Genomic DNA, 18,334 nt, shown 5'->3' on the forward strand with positions numbered 1-18,334 from the left:
ACAAAGAACTCGACTATTTGCAAATAGTCGAGTTCTTTGTTGTTATAAACTCCATTCAGAAGCCGCATGCATTGTCTGGAACATTTGATAATATTTTCCTTGTTGCTTCAATAAATCGTCATGTGAACCAGCTTCAATAATCCGGCCATTTTCCAACAAAATGATTTTTGACGCTTTACGGATAGTGTTTAGGCGATGAGCAATGACCATTACGGTTTTATTCGTAACCAATTGTTGAATTGATTGCTGAACAATCGCTTCGTTATCTATGTCTAAAGACGCCGTTGCTTCATCTAATAAAATAATCGGTGCATCTTTTAAAAAGGCGCGAGCAATTGATATTCGTTGTTTTTCTCCACCTGAAAGACCCGCTCCTCCTTCATGTAACATGGTCTCATAACCATCCGGTAAGGTACGAATGAATTCATGACAATTCGCCATTTGAGCTGCTTGGATTACTTCTTCTACCGTTGCCTTAGGATTACCAATGCGAATATTTTCAAAAATAGTATCTTGTAATAAATACACATCTTGAAATACCATACTAATTTTACTTAATAACGAATCTGGATAAATTGTTTTGATATCTTGATTACCTATCAAAATTTCTCCACGTGTTGGATCCCAAAATCGAGCAAGTAGATTTAAAACAGTCGATTTTCCCGAACCAGAAGCGCCGATTAAAGCGACCATCTCCCCTTGTTTTACTTCAAAATTTAATTCTTCAAGAACCGCTTTATCCGCAAGATAACCAAAAGCCACATCTTGAAAACGAATTGCATAATCACTTGGTTCAAAAGTAGTCGTTTCATAGGAAATTTCTGGCAAATCAAGGATGTTCAATAACTTTTGTACAGCTGTTTGATAATATGCAGATTCTAAAGACAACACCGCCCAACTAATCGCTACATTCATAAATGAAATAGAAGCTACTAAATAAATCAATAATTCATTCATTGATAGTTGATTATTAAAAAATTGTTGCGTTGCTAGATAAGCAGATAGTGGGAAAGAAAGCATGAGAATCACTTGAACAGGTAAAATATACGGAATTGCAGATAATTCAACTTTGATTGATTCTTTTTTTACTTCTGATAAGCTTTTATTTAAACGTTCAAATTGACTACCCATCATATTATACGATTTAAATACACTAATTCCATTGACGTATTCGATAATATTAGATAACATACCTGAACGCACTTTTTTTGAGTTAATCGTTACTTTTTTCAACTGTTTTCGGCCTAATTTCAAAATAAAATAAGTGAGGATAACTGACAACATTTGGAGCCAGCTAATCATTGGGTTAATAAAAAGCAAACAAACTGCTAGATAAATCGTTAGAATGAAATATTTGATAAAATCAGACACCATGTGCGTAATCAATGTTTCGAAATCATTTAAATCATTTGTGAGGGTATTTGTTAGCTCACCAATATTATTTTTATTGAAAAATCCCATGTTTAACTTGCGAATATAATCTCCCATTTTAATTCGTAAATGAGCCACAATTCGCGCACCATCAGCTTGTGCTGCATAATAACCTTTATTTAAAACAAAAAAACGCACAATCATCATGACAAAAGTAATGACTGTATAGGAACTAATCTTAACAGAGGTTAACGAATCATTTACCAAGTCCAATAAAACTAGAAATAACATGCTATAAATAACTGCATGAAACAAGGCATCGGCCACTAACAATTTCACAGCTTTTAAAAATAAACGGTAATCGGCTTCACCTATCAATCGTTTGATTTCTTTTATCATGCGCCTTTTCCTCCTTTTTGCCACAATCGTTGGTAAAGACCTTCTTTAGCGAGTAATTCTCGATGTGTTCCTTGTTCCACCAACTGCCCCTCATCTAAAACTAAAATTTGATCTACGTTTTGAATAGTATAGAGACGATGAGCAATAATTAATCCCGTACGATTTAACAAAAGATTCCTTAATGCTAATTGGATATTTTTTTCATTTTCAATATCAGAATATGCTGTCACTTCATCTAATATCACAATTTGAGCATCTTTTAATAACGCTCTAGCAATAGCAATTCGTTGTTTCTCACCACCAGATAATTTAATGCCTGATTTCTCTCCAATAACCGTGCCATAGCCATTTGGCAAAGTTAAAATGAAATCATGTATTTGAGCTTTTTGACACGCAACAAAAACTTCTTCTTCCGTTTTATCCATCCCCAAACGAATGTTATTTAGAATCGTGTCATTCAGCATAAAAACGTCTTGAAAAACAAAAGCTGTTTTTTCCATCAATGAGTCCAACGCAAGTGCTTGTAGCTCTTTGCCATCAATTGTAATACTTCCTTGCGAAATATCCCAAAAACGCCCCAGTAACATTCCTACTGTTGTTTTTCCTGATCCTGAAGGTCCGACTAAAGCAGTTACTGTATTTGGTTTTAAAGTAAATGAGAGATTTTCCAAAACGTTTTTTTCATCATATGCAAAAGTTACTTTTTGGAACGCCACTTCTCCTATAGCATCCTCTAAATATTCGTCTCCATTGGTTAAAGCAGGAACTTCCATCATCTCTCTAATATTATCGGCTCCCGTTAACAATCGTGCTAAATTCCCACCCATCGATAAAATCTTCAAAAAAGCTGTTAAAAATACCGTAGACAGTAATAAAAACATCACAAAACCAGAAAAATCTAATTTTCCTGATAAATATAGCAATCCACCTACTGGAATAGTTAATAATAATCCCGAGGTGTCAATAATTGTTAAACCTATCGTATAGCTTTTAATGGTATCATCACAAATTTTAATCCAATATTTTAAATATTCATCTACCGTTCGTGTATATTTCTTAAAGTTAGTAGCACTTAAATTAAAAGCTTTAAACACGCGCATTCCATGAATATATTCTACAATTGTTCCATGCATAATTTTCAATACTTGATTATAATTCGTCATTGTTTCTTCGTATCCTTTAAAAATCCAAGCTTGTAATAGCAAAGAAAGAAGAAAAGGAATGAATAAAATAAGTGCCAACCAAAAATTAATTTGCATCAAATAAATAATAACGACTAACGGTGTAATAATCGATTCTGCCAAGTCAGGAATTTGATGAGCAATAAATAATTCTAGCTTTTCAATATCTTCATCCAATGCTTTTTTTATTTGCCCTGATGAACGTTCTTGAAAAAAACCTAAACCTAGTTTTCCCATATGGTCAATCGCATTTTCCCTAATTTTAAATAAAATAGAAAAAGCGGCAATATGTGAAAAGGCTAATCCTAATGCTAAAAATAAAATATTAATACCCACGGTTCCAAAACAAATAAATATATACAGCTGAATTTTTTCTTTATCTGGACTGGCAGACAACAACTCTACAATAATAACTTGCAACAAAATATAGGGGAAAATCTTACATAAACCAGAAACGACACTAAAAAAAACTGATAAATACATTTTGTACTTTTGTGAATCCGCTTCTTTTAAAATAAACGCAATATTTGTTTTTCTCTTGGTTTCCATGCTATACCCTCCTAGCTCTCGTGAGTAATGTAACAAATATTTCGATACACTATTAAAGTCGTTAGAATAATCGCAACAACTTCAATTGAGAATGATTCTCATTACCAATTATATTCTTTCATACAAAAAAAGCAACTACAAATTCGCGACAATCTTAGGAGAATCATTTTAGAGCTTGACAATTTACTTATTTAGTCGCTATTATAGATATATAAAGTCGTTAATCAAAAAGAGGGAACAGTTATGAAATATTCAAAAGCTACCGACTATGCGCTCCACACCATGGTTTTATTAGCCGAAAAACATCAAGAACCACCTATTAGTGTCGTGGAATTAGCTGAATATCAAACTATCTCACCCACTTATCTATCAAAGATATTGACTAAACTGTCTAAGGAAGGCTTAGTTAAAGCTATTTCAGGTGCTAATGGTGGTTATTCTATTCGAAATGATTGGGAATCCATTTCTTTTCTAGATATTATTCAAGCGATTGAAGGAAAACAATCAATTTTCGAATGTTATGTACATGATAATCCAAAATGTGTTGTAAAAAATATCATGTATCAAGCAGAAGACTTGATGGAAGATTATTTAAAAAATCAATGTTTGGTGTCCATTGTTCAGCAAAAAAAAGCTGTTTTTGGATAAAAGAAAGAGAAACTAAAAGTGTTTCTCTTTCTTTTATCCAATGATTAGAGATATAATATATCTTTAATAACTCTTTTTAAATACTTCTAAAAATGAAATGAGGTGTGATGAATGCTCAGCTATTTGATTGGTGTTCTTTTTTTAGGTTTTTTCGTAGGTTTAGTCTCTGGTATGTTTGGTTTAGGTGGTGGTGGTATTATCGTCCCTGCGCTCTTAATTTTTCTCCCAATGATTCACGTTCCTCAAACCCATGTAATATTTATGGCGATGGGAACTGCTTTTGCTACTATGATTATTAGTACCAGCGCTTCAGCCTATACGCATTACAAGAATCAAAATATCGATTTTAAACGGATTCGTTTATTCTTACCAATTTTATTATTGACTACATTACTCGTTAGTCAATTTGTAACATCAATTAATCCAAACTTTTTAAAAATAGCTTTTTCAATTTTTTTAATTTATCTAGGTGGTAAAATGCTTTTACAAAGAAAAAAAACAGCAGTTGACAGTCAACAAACAAGTAAATTAAAAGATCTCCTCTATGCTCTTTCTATCGGAACAATTGCAACTTTAGGTAGTATTTCTGGGTCGGGTTTAATCATCACTTATTTGAATAAAACTGGTCTTTCTTTGAAAAAGGCAATTGGCACAGCATCGTTTTGTGGCGTCTTTTTAACCACATTTGCTTCGTTAGGCTTTATTTTTAGTGGTCTTTCTCAAACAAATTTACCTCCCTACTCTTTGGGTTATATCCACTTACCGACAGTGCTTATTCTAGCACTGCTATCTATCCCCACAGCAAAAATTGGTGTTCAATTGATGCTTAAATTACCTGAAAGAAAAGTAAAAACTCTATTTGCACTCTTTTTAATCAGTTTGAGTGTTTATATGTTATTCAATACGCTATTTAATTAGATGATATAGATAAAGGAGCTTATTAAAAATGTTATATGATTGTATTATTGTTGGCGGAGGCCCTGCTGGCTTAAGTGCTGCCTTAGTATTAGGCAGAGCAAAACTAAAGGTTTTAGTAATTGATGATAACAATGCCCGAAACAAGGTAACTCATGAAGCACATGGCTTTATCACTAATGATCGTTTGGCACCTTCTGAAATAAAAAAACGAGCCTTGAATGATTTATCGTATTATTCGACGATTCACACAGTGATAGATCGTGTTGAAACCATTGATGAGCAGAATCAAATTTTTAATGTTACAACTAAAAGCCAAACATTTACAGCTAGTCGACTCCTCTTAGCCACTGGTTTAAAGGAAACATTACCTGAAATTTCTGGTCTGACTAATGTATATGGTCAATCATTTTTCAATTGCCCATTTTGTGATGGTTGGGAAATGAAAGATAAATCTTTAGGTGTAATCGTTGAACAAGAAGAAATGATTCTCCATTTTGCCGCAATGATTTTTCACTGGAGTAACGAATTAACGCTCTTTACAAATGGCTTATCTGTAAATGAAAAAATCAAAGCTAAATTAAAGGCTAAAAAAATTACCTTAATAGAACAAAAAATAATCACTATCGAGAAAAAAAACAACACGTGTCACCTGTCTTTAGAGAATGGGGAAGAAAAGCAAGTTGCTGGTGGTTTTGTCATACCTAAATTCAACTTAAATATTTCTTTTCTTCGGGAAATTCCATTAGCCTTAAATGAATTTGGCCGAATTGCTACCGATGAAACGGGTAAAACTTCCTATCCTAATATCTACGCAGCTGGTGATAGCCATGTTGCATTTGCTGAACAATTAGTTCACGCCGCAAGTTCAGGTAGCCGAGTTGCTTCTGAAATTGTTAAAGAAATTGCCTTTGCGAACTTCGGCTCCTTCGAGTAAAATAGAATTGTATTTATCTCATAATGAAAGGAGCGTAGATAATGAAAAAATTAATTGGCGTTTTTTCTATCTTATTAGTATTAATTGCATGTAATGTCTTTGTTTTATTTAATAAACACAAGGTAGTACCTGAGCAAATTATCTATGCAAAAGAAGTAGAAAAAGTTGCGGTGGCAACGACTTCCATCGAGACAACAGAAACAACCACCTCTGAGACAACGACTCAAAAACAAGAACAAGTCGAAAAAATTGATTGGCAACGCTCTTCTGAAGATAAACCCTATCCTACCTTAAAAAATAGCGATGTCTTATTAGTTAATACACAAAAACAACGGGTCTTTATTCAACGAGATGGCCAAACGATATATACAATGTATTGCTCAACTGGTGCTGAGGAAACACCTACTCCCAAAGGTGAATTTGTTATCGAACCAGAAAAAGGTGAAACGTTTTTTAACGCCGATTCTGGCGAAGGTGCAAATTATTATGTTTCTTTCAAAGATCACGGAATCTATTTATTCCATAGCGTTCCTATCGATAAATCTGGTGAATATATTATAGAAGAAGCTGAAGAATTAGGTCATAAAGCGAACTCACACGGTTGCGTACGTCTTTCTGTGCCTGATGCACAATGGTTCTATGAAAACTCACTTGTGGGAATGAAAGTAAAAATTGTATAAAAAAGGGCCTATGATATAAGTCTTTTAAACAGTAAACGATTCGACCGATATACTACTCTATCGGTCGAATCGTTTTATTTTATCTTATATCACAGGCTTTTTGTTTATCATAAGAAAACACCAATCATTTGTGTAGCTAATACAATAGTAATTAAGGCAATTGGATACGTTGAAGCATACGGAACTGCCACTTCATCGGTTCCAGAAGAAGAAATTAAAACTCCTAGTGCTGGTGTGCTTGTTAACCCGCCACAAACTGCACCCAAAGCCAGTAACAAATCTAATTTAAAGACTTTACGTGCAATAAAATAACCAACAATAATTGGTACTAAGGTCATAATCGCACCTAATAAGAATAAGATGACTCCATATTTTTGCAAGGTTTCGACAAATCCGACACCCGCACTCGTTCCTGCTCCCATTAAAAAGAACATCAAACCAAATTCACGCATCACATTCAATGTGTTTTGAGGAACAGTAATCGATACACGTCCAACAAAACGAAAATGGCCTAAAATTAACCCAGCCAACAATGGACCTCCTGAGATACCCAGTGAGAACGTTGCACCTCCAGGCAATGGAATAGCAATTGCTCCAATTACTAAACCTAATAAAACAGCTAACGAAAAGGAAAAGAACCCAATTTGATCTATTTGAATAAACTTTCGATTTTCTCGTTTGGTTTCTTTCGGAGGTTTTAGATTTTCGGCTAGTTTTTCTCTTTCAGCCTTCATATCTGTTCTTAAAATTTTAGGAATCATTTGAATGGCAATTACTTTTCCAATAACTGCAAACGGGTAAGCAATTCCATAACCAATCGATGCTAGATGATCTTTGGTTGCTTCTAATGCTGCCGCTAGCCCTGGTGTACTGGTGATTGCTCCAGTATATAATCCCAAAGCTAATGCTGTTGGCAAGTGAAATAATTGTAAAAATAATAGACAGCTTAATACCCCTGCTAAAACGGTCAATAGGCCTAATAAAATATACACCCAAGCTTTTTGCTTAAAGTTTCTAAAAAATACTGGTCCTGCTGTATAACCTACAGACGTAACAAAAAAAATCAAACCAATATTACGAATAATTTCTGAAATCTCATGACCAAAATGACCGAAAACCAAGGCGATTAATAACACACCTGAACTACCTAAACGAATTCCCCAAAAACTAATACTACCAAATGCATAACCTAATACTAAAATACTAAAAATCGTAAATAATTCTTCCATTTTCACTCTCCCACTCATTGAGTCATATAAACTGGCTCAGTTGTTTATACTAAAGCAAGATGAATCTTCTCATCTATCGAAAGACAAGAAGATTCCATTACTTATACCACACTATGATTTAGTTTAACTCAATTGAAGAATGAGTCAATCGTTTATTTTAAAACATTCAAAACAAGTGCTTCAAAATATTTTACTGCTGGGAATAATGCTGTATCGTCCACTTTAAATTTCGGATGATGCAATTCATAAGGACCACCTGATCCAATCATTACAAAAGAACCAGGAATTTTTTCTTGATAATAGGCAAAATCTTCACCAATTGCTGATTCTTTAACAATACGCGTGTCATAACCTACTGATTCTGCTACTTCCAAAGAAACAGCCGTCCATTTTTCATCGTTGGTTACAGAAGGACAACTAGCATGCCAAACTAATTCAATCTCAATTTCATTAGCTAAAGCAATTCCTTCTAAAATTTTACGAATCCGTTGTTCAACTTTTTCACGGTTTTCTGCGCTAAAATTACGAACAGTTCCTTCTAAATAGGCACTTTCAGGAATTACATTCCAAGTTTCACCACTGTGCACTTGCGTAATACTCAAAACAGCATGTGAGTCTGGTGCTAAATTGCGACTAATAATCGGTTGAAAAGCTTGAATGACTTGTGCCAAAACGATTAAAGGATCCACCCCTTCATGAGGTTTCGCACCGTGGGCTCCTTCTGCTTTAACTATAATTTCGAAACGATCAACTGCTGCCGTTAATTCGCCTACCTTAGTTCCTAATGTTCCAACAGGTAAGGATGGGTCATTATGAAAGCCAAAAACTGCTTCCACTTCATCAAGTACACCCGTTGCTAACACTTTAGCAGCTCCTTGGGCAACTTCTTCTGCTGCTTGGAAAATGACTAACACATTTCCTTTTAGTTGTTCTTTTTGTTGATTTAATAAAATGGTCGCTCCTAAAATAACGGATGTATGGAAATCATGCCCACAAGCGTGCATGACGCCATTATTTTCAGAAACAAAAGGCACACCGGACTGTTCAACAATCGGCAATGCATCGATATCTGCTCGTAAAGCAATTGTTGGTCCAGCTTCGGCTCCTTCTATTTGAGCAATTAAACCTGTTTCTAACGGTGTATCAATAATTGTCACTCCATGAGACAATAATAATTGACGGATATTTTCTGTCGTTTGATATTCTTGATGCGACAATTCAGGATGACGATGCATATTGCGTCGATATTCAATTAAAAAAGTTTCTAGTTCTTGTAAGTCTACCACGTTATCGCTCCTTTAATTAATACTATTTAAGAATTGATTCATTCGTACATTATTGGTTGAAGAAAGTACTTCTTCGGCTGTTCCTTCATGTAAAATCTCGCCATCTTCCATAAACACTACTCGATTAGCGACTTCTTTTGCAAATTGCATCTCGTGTGTAACAATCACCATAGTCGTTTCTTGTGTGGCCAATTCACGAATAACTTGTAATACTTCACCAACTAACTCTGGATCTAAAGCGGAGGTTGGTTCATCAAATAATAACGCATGTGGTTTAACTGCTAAGGCACGTGCAATACTCACACGTTGTTGTTGTCCACCTGATAAGGTGACTGGGTATTGTTTGGCCTGCGCCGATAAGCCCACTCGGTTTAATAAGGAGAGTCCATACGTTTCAGCTTCCTTCTTAGACATTTTCTTGTTGGCGATCAGTGATTCTGTGACATTTTCTAATGCTGTTTTATTCCGAAATAAATTATAATTTTGAAAAACCATCGCCGTTTGTTGGCGTAGTTGGTACTCTTCTTTCTTAGTAAAGTTGTTCGTATCTAATGTTACCTCACCAATCGTAATCGTACCTGAATCTGGTTGCTCTAATAAATTCAGACATCTTAAAAGGGTTGATTTTCCTGATCCAGAAGGGCCGATAATAGCAACAACTTCACCTTTTTGAATGTCTAAAGCAATATTTTTCAAAACTTTTTTTGAACCAAAGCTTTTTTCTAAGGCTTCTACTTTAATCATATATCTTACCTCCTATAGGGCACATTTAATTTCGCTTCAATTAATTTTTGGATATACGCGTAAATTAAAATCAATAACCAATAAATTAATCCGACGACTAAATAGGTTTCGAAAAAGCGTAAAGTAGATGCAGCAATCATTTTTCCTTCAGCAAATAATTCAGTAATTCCTAACGTAAATGCCAACGAACTTTCTTTAATCAAGGAAATAAAGGTATTACCTGTTGCTGGTAAAGCATTAATCGTTGCTTGTGGCAAAATAATTCGACGATAAATTGCCACTTTTTTCATGCCCACAGATAAACCAGCTTCCAATTGTCCTTTATCCACTGAAGCCAAGCCTGCTCGGAAAATTTCAGCTAAATAAGAACTTTCTTTTAAACTAAGACCAATGATTGCCGCTTGACTAGCTTCCAAATTAGTCATTGAAGGGAACAATTGTGGTAAACCATAATAAATGATGAACAATTGAACCAAGGTAGGCATTCCGCGGAATAAGGAAATATATAAAGAAGCTAGTTGGGGTAATATCGGTAATTGACTACGCTTAATTAAAGCAACGATTAATCCGATAATTATCGCAAAAAACATTGAGACAACCGATAGAAAAAGCGTCGTTGGTACAAATTTCAAGATAGACGGAACTATCTCAAACATATACGCGATATCAAAATTCATAAAGCAACTCCTTATTCGTTGGTTTTTACAGTAATATCTTCATCAAAGTATTTTTCTGATAATTTTTTTAATTCACCGGATTCTTTCAAGGCTTCAATCTCTTTTGAAAATTCGTCCGCTAATTTTTCGCCTTCTTCAGTTTTTGAAAATGGGAAGCTGATATCCTCATACACAATTGGATCACCGACAAATTTTAAAGGCAAATCACTCTTTTTGATTTCTGCAGCTAAAATCGGACGAGAATTTACATACCCATCTACACGATTATTCACAGCATCTTGTTGAGCGCCATCACGAGTTTCATACGTACGAATCGTGATTTCTTTATTCGTATCAAATTTTTCTAAGTTTTTAACATTATTTGATCCTAAAACACCAGAAACCGTTTTGCCTTTTAAATCTTCAGGTGTATTAATGTCTTCGTTCTCTGTGTTAGTCACTAATTGCACACCATAGAAGCTATATGGAACTGCAAAGTTATATTGCTCTGAACGTTCTTCAGTGATTGCTACTGCATTGGCTACCGTATCAATACGACCTGATTCTAATTGGGCCATTAAACCACTAAAATCAGTAGTCACCCATTCGATTTTGTAACCTAGATTTTCGGCAATTTTTTCCGCTAATTCCACATCAAAGCCGACTAATTTATCGCCTTCTTTATAGCCATTTGGAAAACTTTGTCCAGTTGAACCAACTTTAAGCACTTTTTCTGATACTGCGGAATCACTTGAAGCCGATGAATTCGTTTCTTGATCCCCACATGCACTTAAAATCCCTAACCCCGCTAATGCAACTAATGTAATGTTTAATTTTTTCATTTTATGCCACTCCTTTATAAGTCTTTTTGATAATAGATTGTAATATGTTGTTTACCTGTTAATTGCTTTCGTGCAATTTCATGAAAGCCAAAACGCTGATACATCTCATTTAACCAAGGATGCGATGCAGCGGTTCCTAATGTAACAAAGGGTGTTCGTAACTGCTTTTTTAAGATTTCTTGTTCAACTTGCTGATAAAGCTGTCTCCCATACCCTTTGCCACTGTAATTAGGATGGGTTGTAAAATGACCGATATGTGGCACACCATAGGGGCCTGGTTCAGCTCCCCAAGGCATTCTTAGAGAAAGAACACTGGTCAACTCTTCATCAAACCAACCATATGTCGGATGAGCTTCTAGCCACTTCAAACTATCTTCTTTGCTATAATCAGCAGCTTCAAATGAAATAGGAAATTCTTTGGTCTGTTGGTAACCATGATGAAGTACAAAATGATAACTTTCTAAATCTGCTTTCGTTAATAGACGTAAACTCATTACTGTTCCAACAACCTTTTTTCTTTTAGATGATTAATGACTTCATCCACTTTTTCTGCAGCTAAACCAATATAATTTTCAGCTACTAACCATTCTGAAATTTCTTCTTTACTATACGTTGCAGTGATTTCTGGTTGCTCCAACAATACATCCAAAAATGATTTTTGTTCTTCAAAAGCTTTCATTGAACATTCATAAACAACATGATGCGCTGTTTGTTTTCCTAGTTTTTTGCCAACTTCAAACATAACTTTTTCCGAAAGCAATAGGCCTTGTTGTCGTTCAAGATTGTCTTTCATGCCTTGTTCATTGACACGAAGATCATTTAAAATAACTTTAAAGTTAGCCAATTGAGCCGCAATATAACTATTGATTTCTGGTAATGCAATCCATTCTAGTCGCCAACTCATCGCATCTCTTTCATGCTCAACGTGCATGGATTCATGGATCAGCGCAACACTTTTTAAGACTGCTGGAGTTAAGCTAGCAAGACCTTCAAAAGCTGCAGGATTTCTTTTATGCGGCATCGTAGACGAACCAATTTTCCCTTTAGAAAAACCCTCTTCTAATTCGTTAATTTCTGTACGCATTAAGTTATAAAACTCATTGCCAATTTTCCCTAACGTGCCACTAATTAAAGCAATCACTGAAGCATATTCAGAAAAACGATCACGAGCAGATTGCCAACTAATGACAGGTGTACCTAAACCTAAAATGTCTAAAGTACGACGCTCAATTTCTGTTCCTTTTGGTCCAAAAGAAGCATACGAACCAATCGCTCCATTTATGTTTCCTACAAAAACGCGCTCTTTTATTTCTTGCAATCGTTCTTGATGACGTCCAAACTCATCTAACCAGACAGCTAATTTATAACCAAATGTGGTTGGCAATGCCTGCATGCCATGAGTCCGACCTACCATTGTTGTGTATTGATACTTTTTAGCTAGTTCTGCTAATTTTTCCGTAATTGCTTGTATATCACGTAAAATAATTTCATAGGATTCTTTCAGCTGTAGCATTGCCCCTGTATCAACGATATCTTGAGTAGTTGCGCCATAGTGAACAAATTCCCCTGCTTCCCCTGCTTGATTTTGAATGGCATTAATGGTTGCCATAAATGAATGTTTAATTTTAGCAGCTTCGGCAGCAATTTCTTCAACTGTATATTTTTCTACCGTTACAACTGCACGTATTTTTTCAGCAGCTTCTATAGGAATAATGCCCAATTCACCTTCTGCTTGTGCTAACGCTGCTTCAATTTTTAAGTGTTGTTGCAAACGATTTTTATCGTCCCATACTTTCCGCATTTCTTCTGTCCCGAAATTATTTCGCAACATGACTAAATCAATAACATGTGACCCCATGCGTTGCTTCGCCTCCGTTTAATCTTTTTCTTGTAAAAGAGCTTTTAATTCCTTGCCATGTTTCGTTTCAAAGTTCATAAGTGTTTGTTCTATTAAATTTGCCCGAGTTCCCGTCACTGTCTGATAAAATTTCCGCTGTTGTTCAGTGAAAGTCAACGGATTGTCAGGTGAACCTTTGGGTGTGGTGATGTTTTGGGATACTTGTTGCCCATTTTTTAAAGTAACCACTACTCTCGTATATGGAGCAGTTGGCTCATCAATATAGTATCGTCTAACTTTACGAAGTTCTTGTCGTGTTATTTCTGTTAGTGTTTTGGTAGAAAATTTTTCTAGAGAATACTCCTGTCCAGTTATTCCTAACCAAACAATGTATTCAATCGAAAAACGTCCTTCTTCTCCAGTCAAAGGATCTCGATTGACTAAGGCTTGATCTTTACCATAAAAGAAACTAACTTCAACTTGTTTAATTTGTTCAGCTGTTAACTGATATTTTTGATACAACGCTTGTGCCGCATCTGCTCCCGCCATAGCTGCTGAACAAAAAGGATATTGCTTAAACCACAAACCAGGAGATACAATTTGCCATGTCTTTCCCCAGTTTTCGAATAAGGCTCCTTGCTTAATTTCCTCTGCATAAACAGAGAAAAAACCACGCTTGGCAAATAAAAAATCTTGCTTAGCTGAAAGACCAGCACTGGCTAGTCGAATTGATTCTACTGCTTGTTTTGCCGCCAAACCAGCATGTAGTGGTTTAATTGGCGTTCCAAATTGCATTTGTAGCCCTGCTGCTTGACTTGTGGCAATACTCATTGCCGTTAATGTCTGTTCTTCTGATAGTTTTTTTAAACGGGCTAATGCTCCTGTTGCCGCAAGCCCTCCTAATGTCCCAGTATTATGCCAACCATGCAAATAGTGATGTGGGTTAATAGCTAGTCCTAGACGAGCCATAATTTCAAGTCCAATCACATAAGCTTCTACTATTTCTTTCCCAGTATAGTTTTCTAACTCTGTCAGTAGAGCAGAAAAAATGACCGCACTGGGATGACCTCGAACGCTTCCATGAGTATCATCAATATCTAATAAATGTGCTTGAAAGCCATTATATAATGCTGAAAAAGAAGCAGTGGCAGCAGTAGTGTCTCCAAGCAATAAACAATTGCCTGACAGCTGTTCCTGATAGGCTGTTTTCAACTGAATAAGTTCAGGTGAATGTTTTGCCAATAAAGAAGAAGACATATAATCAACGAAAGCTTGTTTCGCTAATTGAATCGCTTCTGTAGAAATTTCTACTGTTAAAAAATTATGCACAAATTGTTGCGAAGTCACTTTTCTCCCTCCGTTCGAATGAAAAAGTCCTTCCAGAAATCACTTTCTGGAAGGACGAAATAATCGCGGTACCACCTTCATTTATCCTTTGATTATTCAAAGAATCACTTGACCATGCATGCAAACATGAATGGATGTGATAACGAACATCCTCCGTTGACTGTTTATCGTTTAGACTCGCAATCAAAAGCTCAAAGACCATTTTCCATGATTTATCATTCCTCTTTTTCACCAACCAGAGTTCTCTACCTAATGATGCCTGCATGTACTTATCTTATCTACGCAACTTCTATTACTTAATTAGCAAAAGAATAGCTTTCCTTATTCGTAAAGTCAACGAGCCAAGCGATAGAAATTTCTAATCACTTATACTTACTTTCAAAAAATAAGTTAACAAAAATGACAATAAACACAATAAAAACACATTATTTTCTAATTTTAACCTCATAGATAAAAACATTCACACATCTAACTAGGATGAAACAAAGAGAAAGTTTTACAGAAAAAAGCCGATGATTTACTCATCAGCTTTTACATGTCTATATATGATTTTCGAAACCCACTAACATCTTCTGCAAATCCTACATTCTCATAAAATTGATGAGCAACGGTTCGATGTCCTGAAGAAACCAAAATAGCATACGCACAATTACTCCCTATCGCAAATTCATCCAATGCTGCCATCAACTTACGACCAATGCCTTTGCCTCTTGTGTCTTCTTTGACAATCACATCTTCAATAACTAAAAAAGGAACCGTGACAGCTTGACAGCAAATTCCTAATGCGGTACCTAATACTTCGTCCTCCTCTTTAGCCACTACTAAAAAATAATTTTTATCGTTGATTAATTTTAATGTCGTCTGTTCGGCTTCTTTTGGTGACAATTTAATTGGAATCAATTCTTGATATAATGCTAACAATTGTGGAACATCAACTATTTCTGCTTCTCTAATAATAATCATTTTCTCACCTCATAGAACCATTGTATCATAGTCAACTTGGCTTGTTAGTTGTCTGATAATTTTCAAAAAAATATTACATTTGCGATAATAGTTACTTATTTTACCTAAAAAAATAATCTATCAACTGACAGATTATTTCTCTCGTGCTTATTCTACTAATTGAGATTTAATCACCATTAATTCGCTATCTTCTAAAGCATACAAACTATGTGGTTCTTTAGGTGACATACGTATGATCGCTCCAGGATAAATCTCTTCTCTAAAATTGATACCGGAAAAAATAATCTTTCCTTTAACAGGAACTACAACTACTGTATAAGGTGAATCATGCGTTGGAATCTCTTTGCCTTTTTCTAATACTAAATTCGTCACCACTTGTTGCTCTGACTCAAAAATATGACGAATTGTTCCATTCCCTTCGTATTTAAACATCGTTATTTTCCCCCTTCTTTTGACTAACGGTTGCAATATAACCAATTTCTTTCTTATGATTTCTAAAAAAGACAAACATTTTTTTGAATTGCTCCTTATTTTCTTTCTTCAAACCATTTCTTATGATTTTAAACGCGCCAGAAAAACCTTCATCTCGTATCATACCTATTGGATCCATTAATGACATTTTTCCATATTTTTGTGTAACATGAAATCCATTGTCTACAAATTTTTTATCCCACTCTTCAACAGTTAATGGTTCTACCTTCACATGAATCGTATCCCGTAAGCCAGTTAAAATTTCTATCCGCTTATCTGTATTTAACAAACAGACATCATGCGTTAATAATACGCCATTGGGTTTTAAAACACGGAAATATTCTTTGATGGCTTTATCTTTTGCTTTGCCAACAAGCATCGTTAACATTGCTTCGTTAATTACCACATCAAAACTTTGATCTTCAAAGGGCAATTTTAACGCATTTCCTTGAACCACTGATAACTTTTTTTCTAGGTGTTCTTTAGCAATATTGTGGCGTGCTTTTTCTAATGCTTGTTGACTTTGATCTAAGCCAATTACCTGACACTGATATGTTTTAGCCAAATAAATCATGGTGGTTCCCATATTACAAGCAACTTCCAATATTTGTGAATCCGCATTAAGTTGTGCCTGCTCGATTAACCAATTTGTTGCTTCTATTCCACCAGGACGTAATTTGGTTTTTCCTAAGCGTGCTAAAAAATTGTGACCTACCTCTTTATTTTTCATAAGACTCCTTTCTTCAAATCTAATCAATAGCAAAAAGACAATGAGAATGATTCTCATTTATAAAATAAGCGCATAAACACACAATGTCAAGCGCATAAATAAAAAAAAGCATAATTTCTCGAAAGAAATTATGCTTAAAAACTTAACTTATTTTGTGAAATAAGTGACACAACGGATAAATGCTCCCACTAATAACACTAACAATACAAACATTGCTATTTGTGAACCTTTGATCGTTGAATCAACTATATTCGTTCCGTTTTGTTGGAAAATCCCGATAATGGTGGCCACAACGGCTGTCGAAACCGCACCAGAAAATTGTTGCAGCGTATTAAAAATAGTATTGCCATCGCCGTATTCACTACGTTTTAATTGATTCATACCAGTTGTCATCATATTACTATAGCATAAACCAATACCAATCATATAAACGACATGCCCCACGACAAGCGAGAGTAACAGTGGTTGCTTCAATAATATAGTTAAACCAGTCCAACCAATTATCGCAAAGACTAAACCAATCAGTATTGGTTTTTTACTACCAAAACGATCCAATAAATTACCAGAGATGGGTGCCAAAATCGCTCCGACTGACGCTCCTGGTAACATTAATAACCCCGCCACAAAAGCATCTTCACCTAATACAATCTGTACAAAATTCGGTAAAACAAAAGAAACACCTAATAACAATGCCTGACAAACCAAAAAGCCCATTAAAAATACTCGAAATTGTTGTTGCTTTAAGATACCTAACTCCACAAGAGGTTCTTTCGCGTGTTTTGATTGATAATAAAATAAAGCTAAACCAATGATACCCATCAGTAACCAAATGAAGGCTTGCCATTGATGAATCTGATTAAGAAACATTAAAAATCCGGTGAACAATAACGTTACTCCCAATAATCCTAAAACATCTAAGCGACTATTTCCTTGTGGTTTGGATTCAGGAATAGCGATTATTCCCATAACAAGGGAAATTGCCAAAATTGGAACTAATAATAAAAAGATATAATGCCAAGATAAATGAGCAGTTAAAATCCCCCCATAGGTTGGACCTAATGCAGGTGCAATGGAAGTTGTCATGGTTCCAATTCCCATCATTGTGCCACGCTTTTCGGGTGAACTAAACGTTAATATAATATAGAACATTAATGGTAACGCAATCCCCGTACTCATCCCTTGTAAAAAACGCCCAACTAATAATATTGGGAAGTTCATCGCTAAGAAATCAATTAAAAGGCCCGCAATAAATAAGAGATTGGCAATCACAAATAATTTACGAATCGACATAGTCTTTAACAAATAATTAGAAAAAGGAACAAATATTGAAATAACAAGTAAATAAATAGTTGTCACCCACTGAACTTGTCCAGTCGTTATTCCAAATTCGTTAATTAGTGTTGGGAATGTAACATTCATTGCCGTTTCAATTAAAACACCTGCAAATGACAGCATTCCCGTGGCAATAATTGCTGGTAATAGTTTGATATTTTTTTCTTGCATATACGCTTTCTCCTCCAATTTCAAACAAAAAAAGAGAGTCAGTTTC

The 18,334-nt window shown here is 35.1% G+C and carries 18 protein-coding genes and 1 other annotated feature; of the genes, 4 read left to right on the forward strand and 14 right to left on the reverse strand.

Annotated features, from left to right (window positions below; genetic code table 11):
• Window positions 1-42: 42 nt before the first annotated feature.
• Entirely contained in the window at window positions 43-1,770 is a 1,728-nt protein-coding gene (locus tag AC4BC7_RS04110; protein ID WP_490503922.1) for an ABC transporter ATP-binding protein, read from the reverse strand.
• Entirely contained in the window at window positions 1,767-3,500 is a 1,734-nt protein-coding gene (locus tag AC4BC7_RS04115) for an ABC transporter ATP-binding protein (RefSeq protein WP_490503924.1), read from the reverse strand. The genes AC4BC7_RS04110 and AC4BC7_RS04115 overlap by 4 nt, the downstream gene beginning before the upstream one ends.
• 243 nt (window positions 3,501-3,743) lie before the next feature.
• On the opposite strand from AC4BC7_RS04115, the gene AC4BC7_RS04120 reads away from it, so the two are divergent.
• The 4 genes from AC4BC7_RS04120 (at window position 3,744) to AC4BC7_RS04135 (ending at window position 6,680) form a co-directional block, all read left to right on the forward strand.
• Complete coding sequence (locus tag AC4BC7_RS04120; protein ID WP_207942575.1) at window positions 3,744-4,148, forward strand: Rrf2 family transcriptional regulator; 405 nt, start codon at window positions 3,744-3,746, stop codon at window positions 4,146-4,148.
• Window positions 4,149-4,259: 111 nt separating this feature from the next.
• Window positions 4,260-5,066, forward strand: coding sequence for a sulfite exporter TauE/SafE family protein (locus tag AC4BC7_RS04125; protein WP_490503925.1), 807 nt, complete (start codon window positions 4,260-4,262; stop codon window positions 5,064-5,066).
• Between the two features lie 28 nt (window positions 5,067-5,094).
• Window positions 5,095-6,000 (forward strand): NAD(P)/FAD-dependent oxidoreductase, encoded by a 906-nt coding sequence (locus tag AC4BC7_RS04130; RefSeq protein ID WP_207942577.1) that lies wholly within the window; start codon window positions 5,095-5,097, stop codon window positions 5,998-6,000.
• A gap of 41 nt (window positions 6,001-6,041) precedes the next feature.
• On the forward strand, window positions 6,042-6,680 hold the full coding sequence (locus tag AC4BC7_RS04135; RefSeq protein ID WP_207942578.1) for a L,D-transpeptidase: 639 nt from the start codon (window positions 6,042-6,044) through the stop codon (window positions 6,678-6,680).
• Window positions 6,681-6,787: 107 nt separating this feature from the next.
• Here the strand turns inward: AC4BC7_RS04135 and AC4BC7_RS04140 are convergent, their stop codons facing one another.
• The 12 genes from AC4BC7_RS04140 to AC4BC7_RS04195 all read right to left on the reverse strand — a co-directional run bounded on the left by AC4BC7_RS04140 (window position 6,788) and on the right by AC4BC7_RS04195 (window position 18,288).
• The gene (locus tag AC4BC7_RS04140; protein ID WP_207942579.1) at window positions 6,788-7,909 is read right to left on the reverse strand and encodes an aspartate-alanine antiporter-like transporter; all 1,122 of its coding nucleotides are present in this window, start codon (window positions 7,907-7,909) and stop codon (window positions 6,788-6,790) included.
• A gap of 152 nt (window positions 7,910-8,061) precedes the next feature.
• A complete protein-coding gene (locus AC4BC7_RS04145) occupies window positions 8,062-9,195 on the reverse strand; it encodes an amidohydrolase (RefSeq protein ID WP_207942580.1) in 1,134 nt (377 codons plus the stop codon).
• Between the two features lie 12 nt (window positions 9,196-9,207).
• The gene (locus tag AC4BC7_RS04150) at window positions 9,208-9,939 is read right to left on the reverse strand and encodes an amino acid ABC transporter ATP-binding protein (RefSeq protein ID WP_207942581.1); all 732 of its coding nucleotides are present in this window, start codon (window positions 9,937-9,939) and stop codon (window positions 9,208-9,210) included.
• A 5-nt stretch (window positions 9,940-9,944) separates the two neighbouring features.
• The gene (locus tag AC4BC7_RS04155; RefSeq protein ID WP_207942582.1) at window positions 9,945-10,616 is read right to left on the reverse strand and encodes an amino acid ABC transporter permease; all 672 of its coding nucleotides are present in this window, start codon (window positions 10,614-10,616) and stop codon (window positions 9,945-9,947) included.
• Between the two features lie 11 nt (window positions 10,617-10,627).
• The gene (locus AC4BC7_RS04160; protein ID WP_490503927.1) at window positions 10,628-11,437 is read right to left on the reverse strand and encodes an amino acid ABC transporter substrate-binding protein; all 810 of its coding nucleotides are present in this window, start codon (window positions 11,435-11,437) and stop codon (window positions 10,628-10,630) included.
• Between the two features lie 14 nt (window positions 11,438-11,451).
• Window positions 11,452-11,931: a GNAT family N-acetyltransferase gene (locus AC4BC7_RS04165; protein WP_207942584.1), complete on the reverse strand. Its 480-nt coding sequence runs from the start codon at window positions 11,929-11,931 to the stop codon at window positions 11,452-11,454.
• Window positions 11,931-13,295 carry an adenylosuccinate lyase gene (gene purB / locus AC4BC7_RS04170; protein ID WP_207942585.1) on the reverse strand — a complete coding sequence of 455 codons (1,365 nt, stop codon included), beginning with the start codon at window positions 13,293-13,295 and terminating at the stop codon, window positions 11,931-11,933. Before purB ends, AC4BC7_RS04165 begins: the two co-directional genes overlap by 1 nt.
• A gap of 18 nt (window positions 13,296-13,313) precedes the next feature.
• Complete coding sequence (locus tag AC4BC7_RS04175; RefSeq protein ID WP_207942586.1) at window positions 13,314-14,621, reverse strand: MmgE/PrpD family protein; 1,308 nt, start codon at window positions 14,619-14,621, stop codon at window positions 13,314-13,316.
• 47 nt (window positions 14,622-14,668) lie between these two features.
• Window positions 14,669-14,911 (reverse strand) — a binding site (T-box leader).
• A gap of 241 nt (window positions 14,912-15,152) precedes the next feature.
• A complete protein-coding gene (locus AC4BC7_RS04180) occupies window positions 15,153-15,584 on the reverse strand; it encodes a GNAT family N-acetyltransferase (protein ID WP_490503928.1) in 432 nt (143 codons plus the stop codon).
• A 147-nt stretch (window positions 15,585-15,731) separates the two neighbouring features.
• Window positions 15,732-16,016, reverse strand: a complete 285-nt coding sequence (locus AC4BC7_RS04185; protein WP_207942587.1) for a cupin domain-containing protein — start codon at window positions 16,014-16,016, stop codon at window positions 15,732-15,734.
• Window positions 16,009-16,785, reverse strand: coding sequence for a class I SAM-dependent methyltransferase (locus tag AC4BC7_RS04190; RefSeq protein WP_490503929.1), 777 nt, complete (start codon window positions 16,783-16,785; stop codon window positions 16,009-16,011). Before AC4BC7_RS04190 ends, AC4BC7_RS04185 begins: the two co-directional genes overlap by 8 nt.
• A 147-nt stretch (window positions 16,786-16,932) precedes the next feature.
• Window positions 16,933-18,288 (reverse strand): MFS transporter, encoded by a 1,356-nt coding sequence (locus AC4BC7_RS04195; protein ID WP_207942589.1) that lies wholly within the window; start codon window positions 18,286-18,288, stop codon window positions 16,933-16,935.
• Window positions 18,289-18,334: the final 46 nt, after the last annotated feature.

It is taken from the genome of Enterococcus sp. AMC1623 (assembly GCF_058216495.1).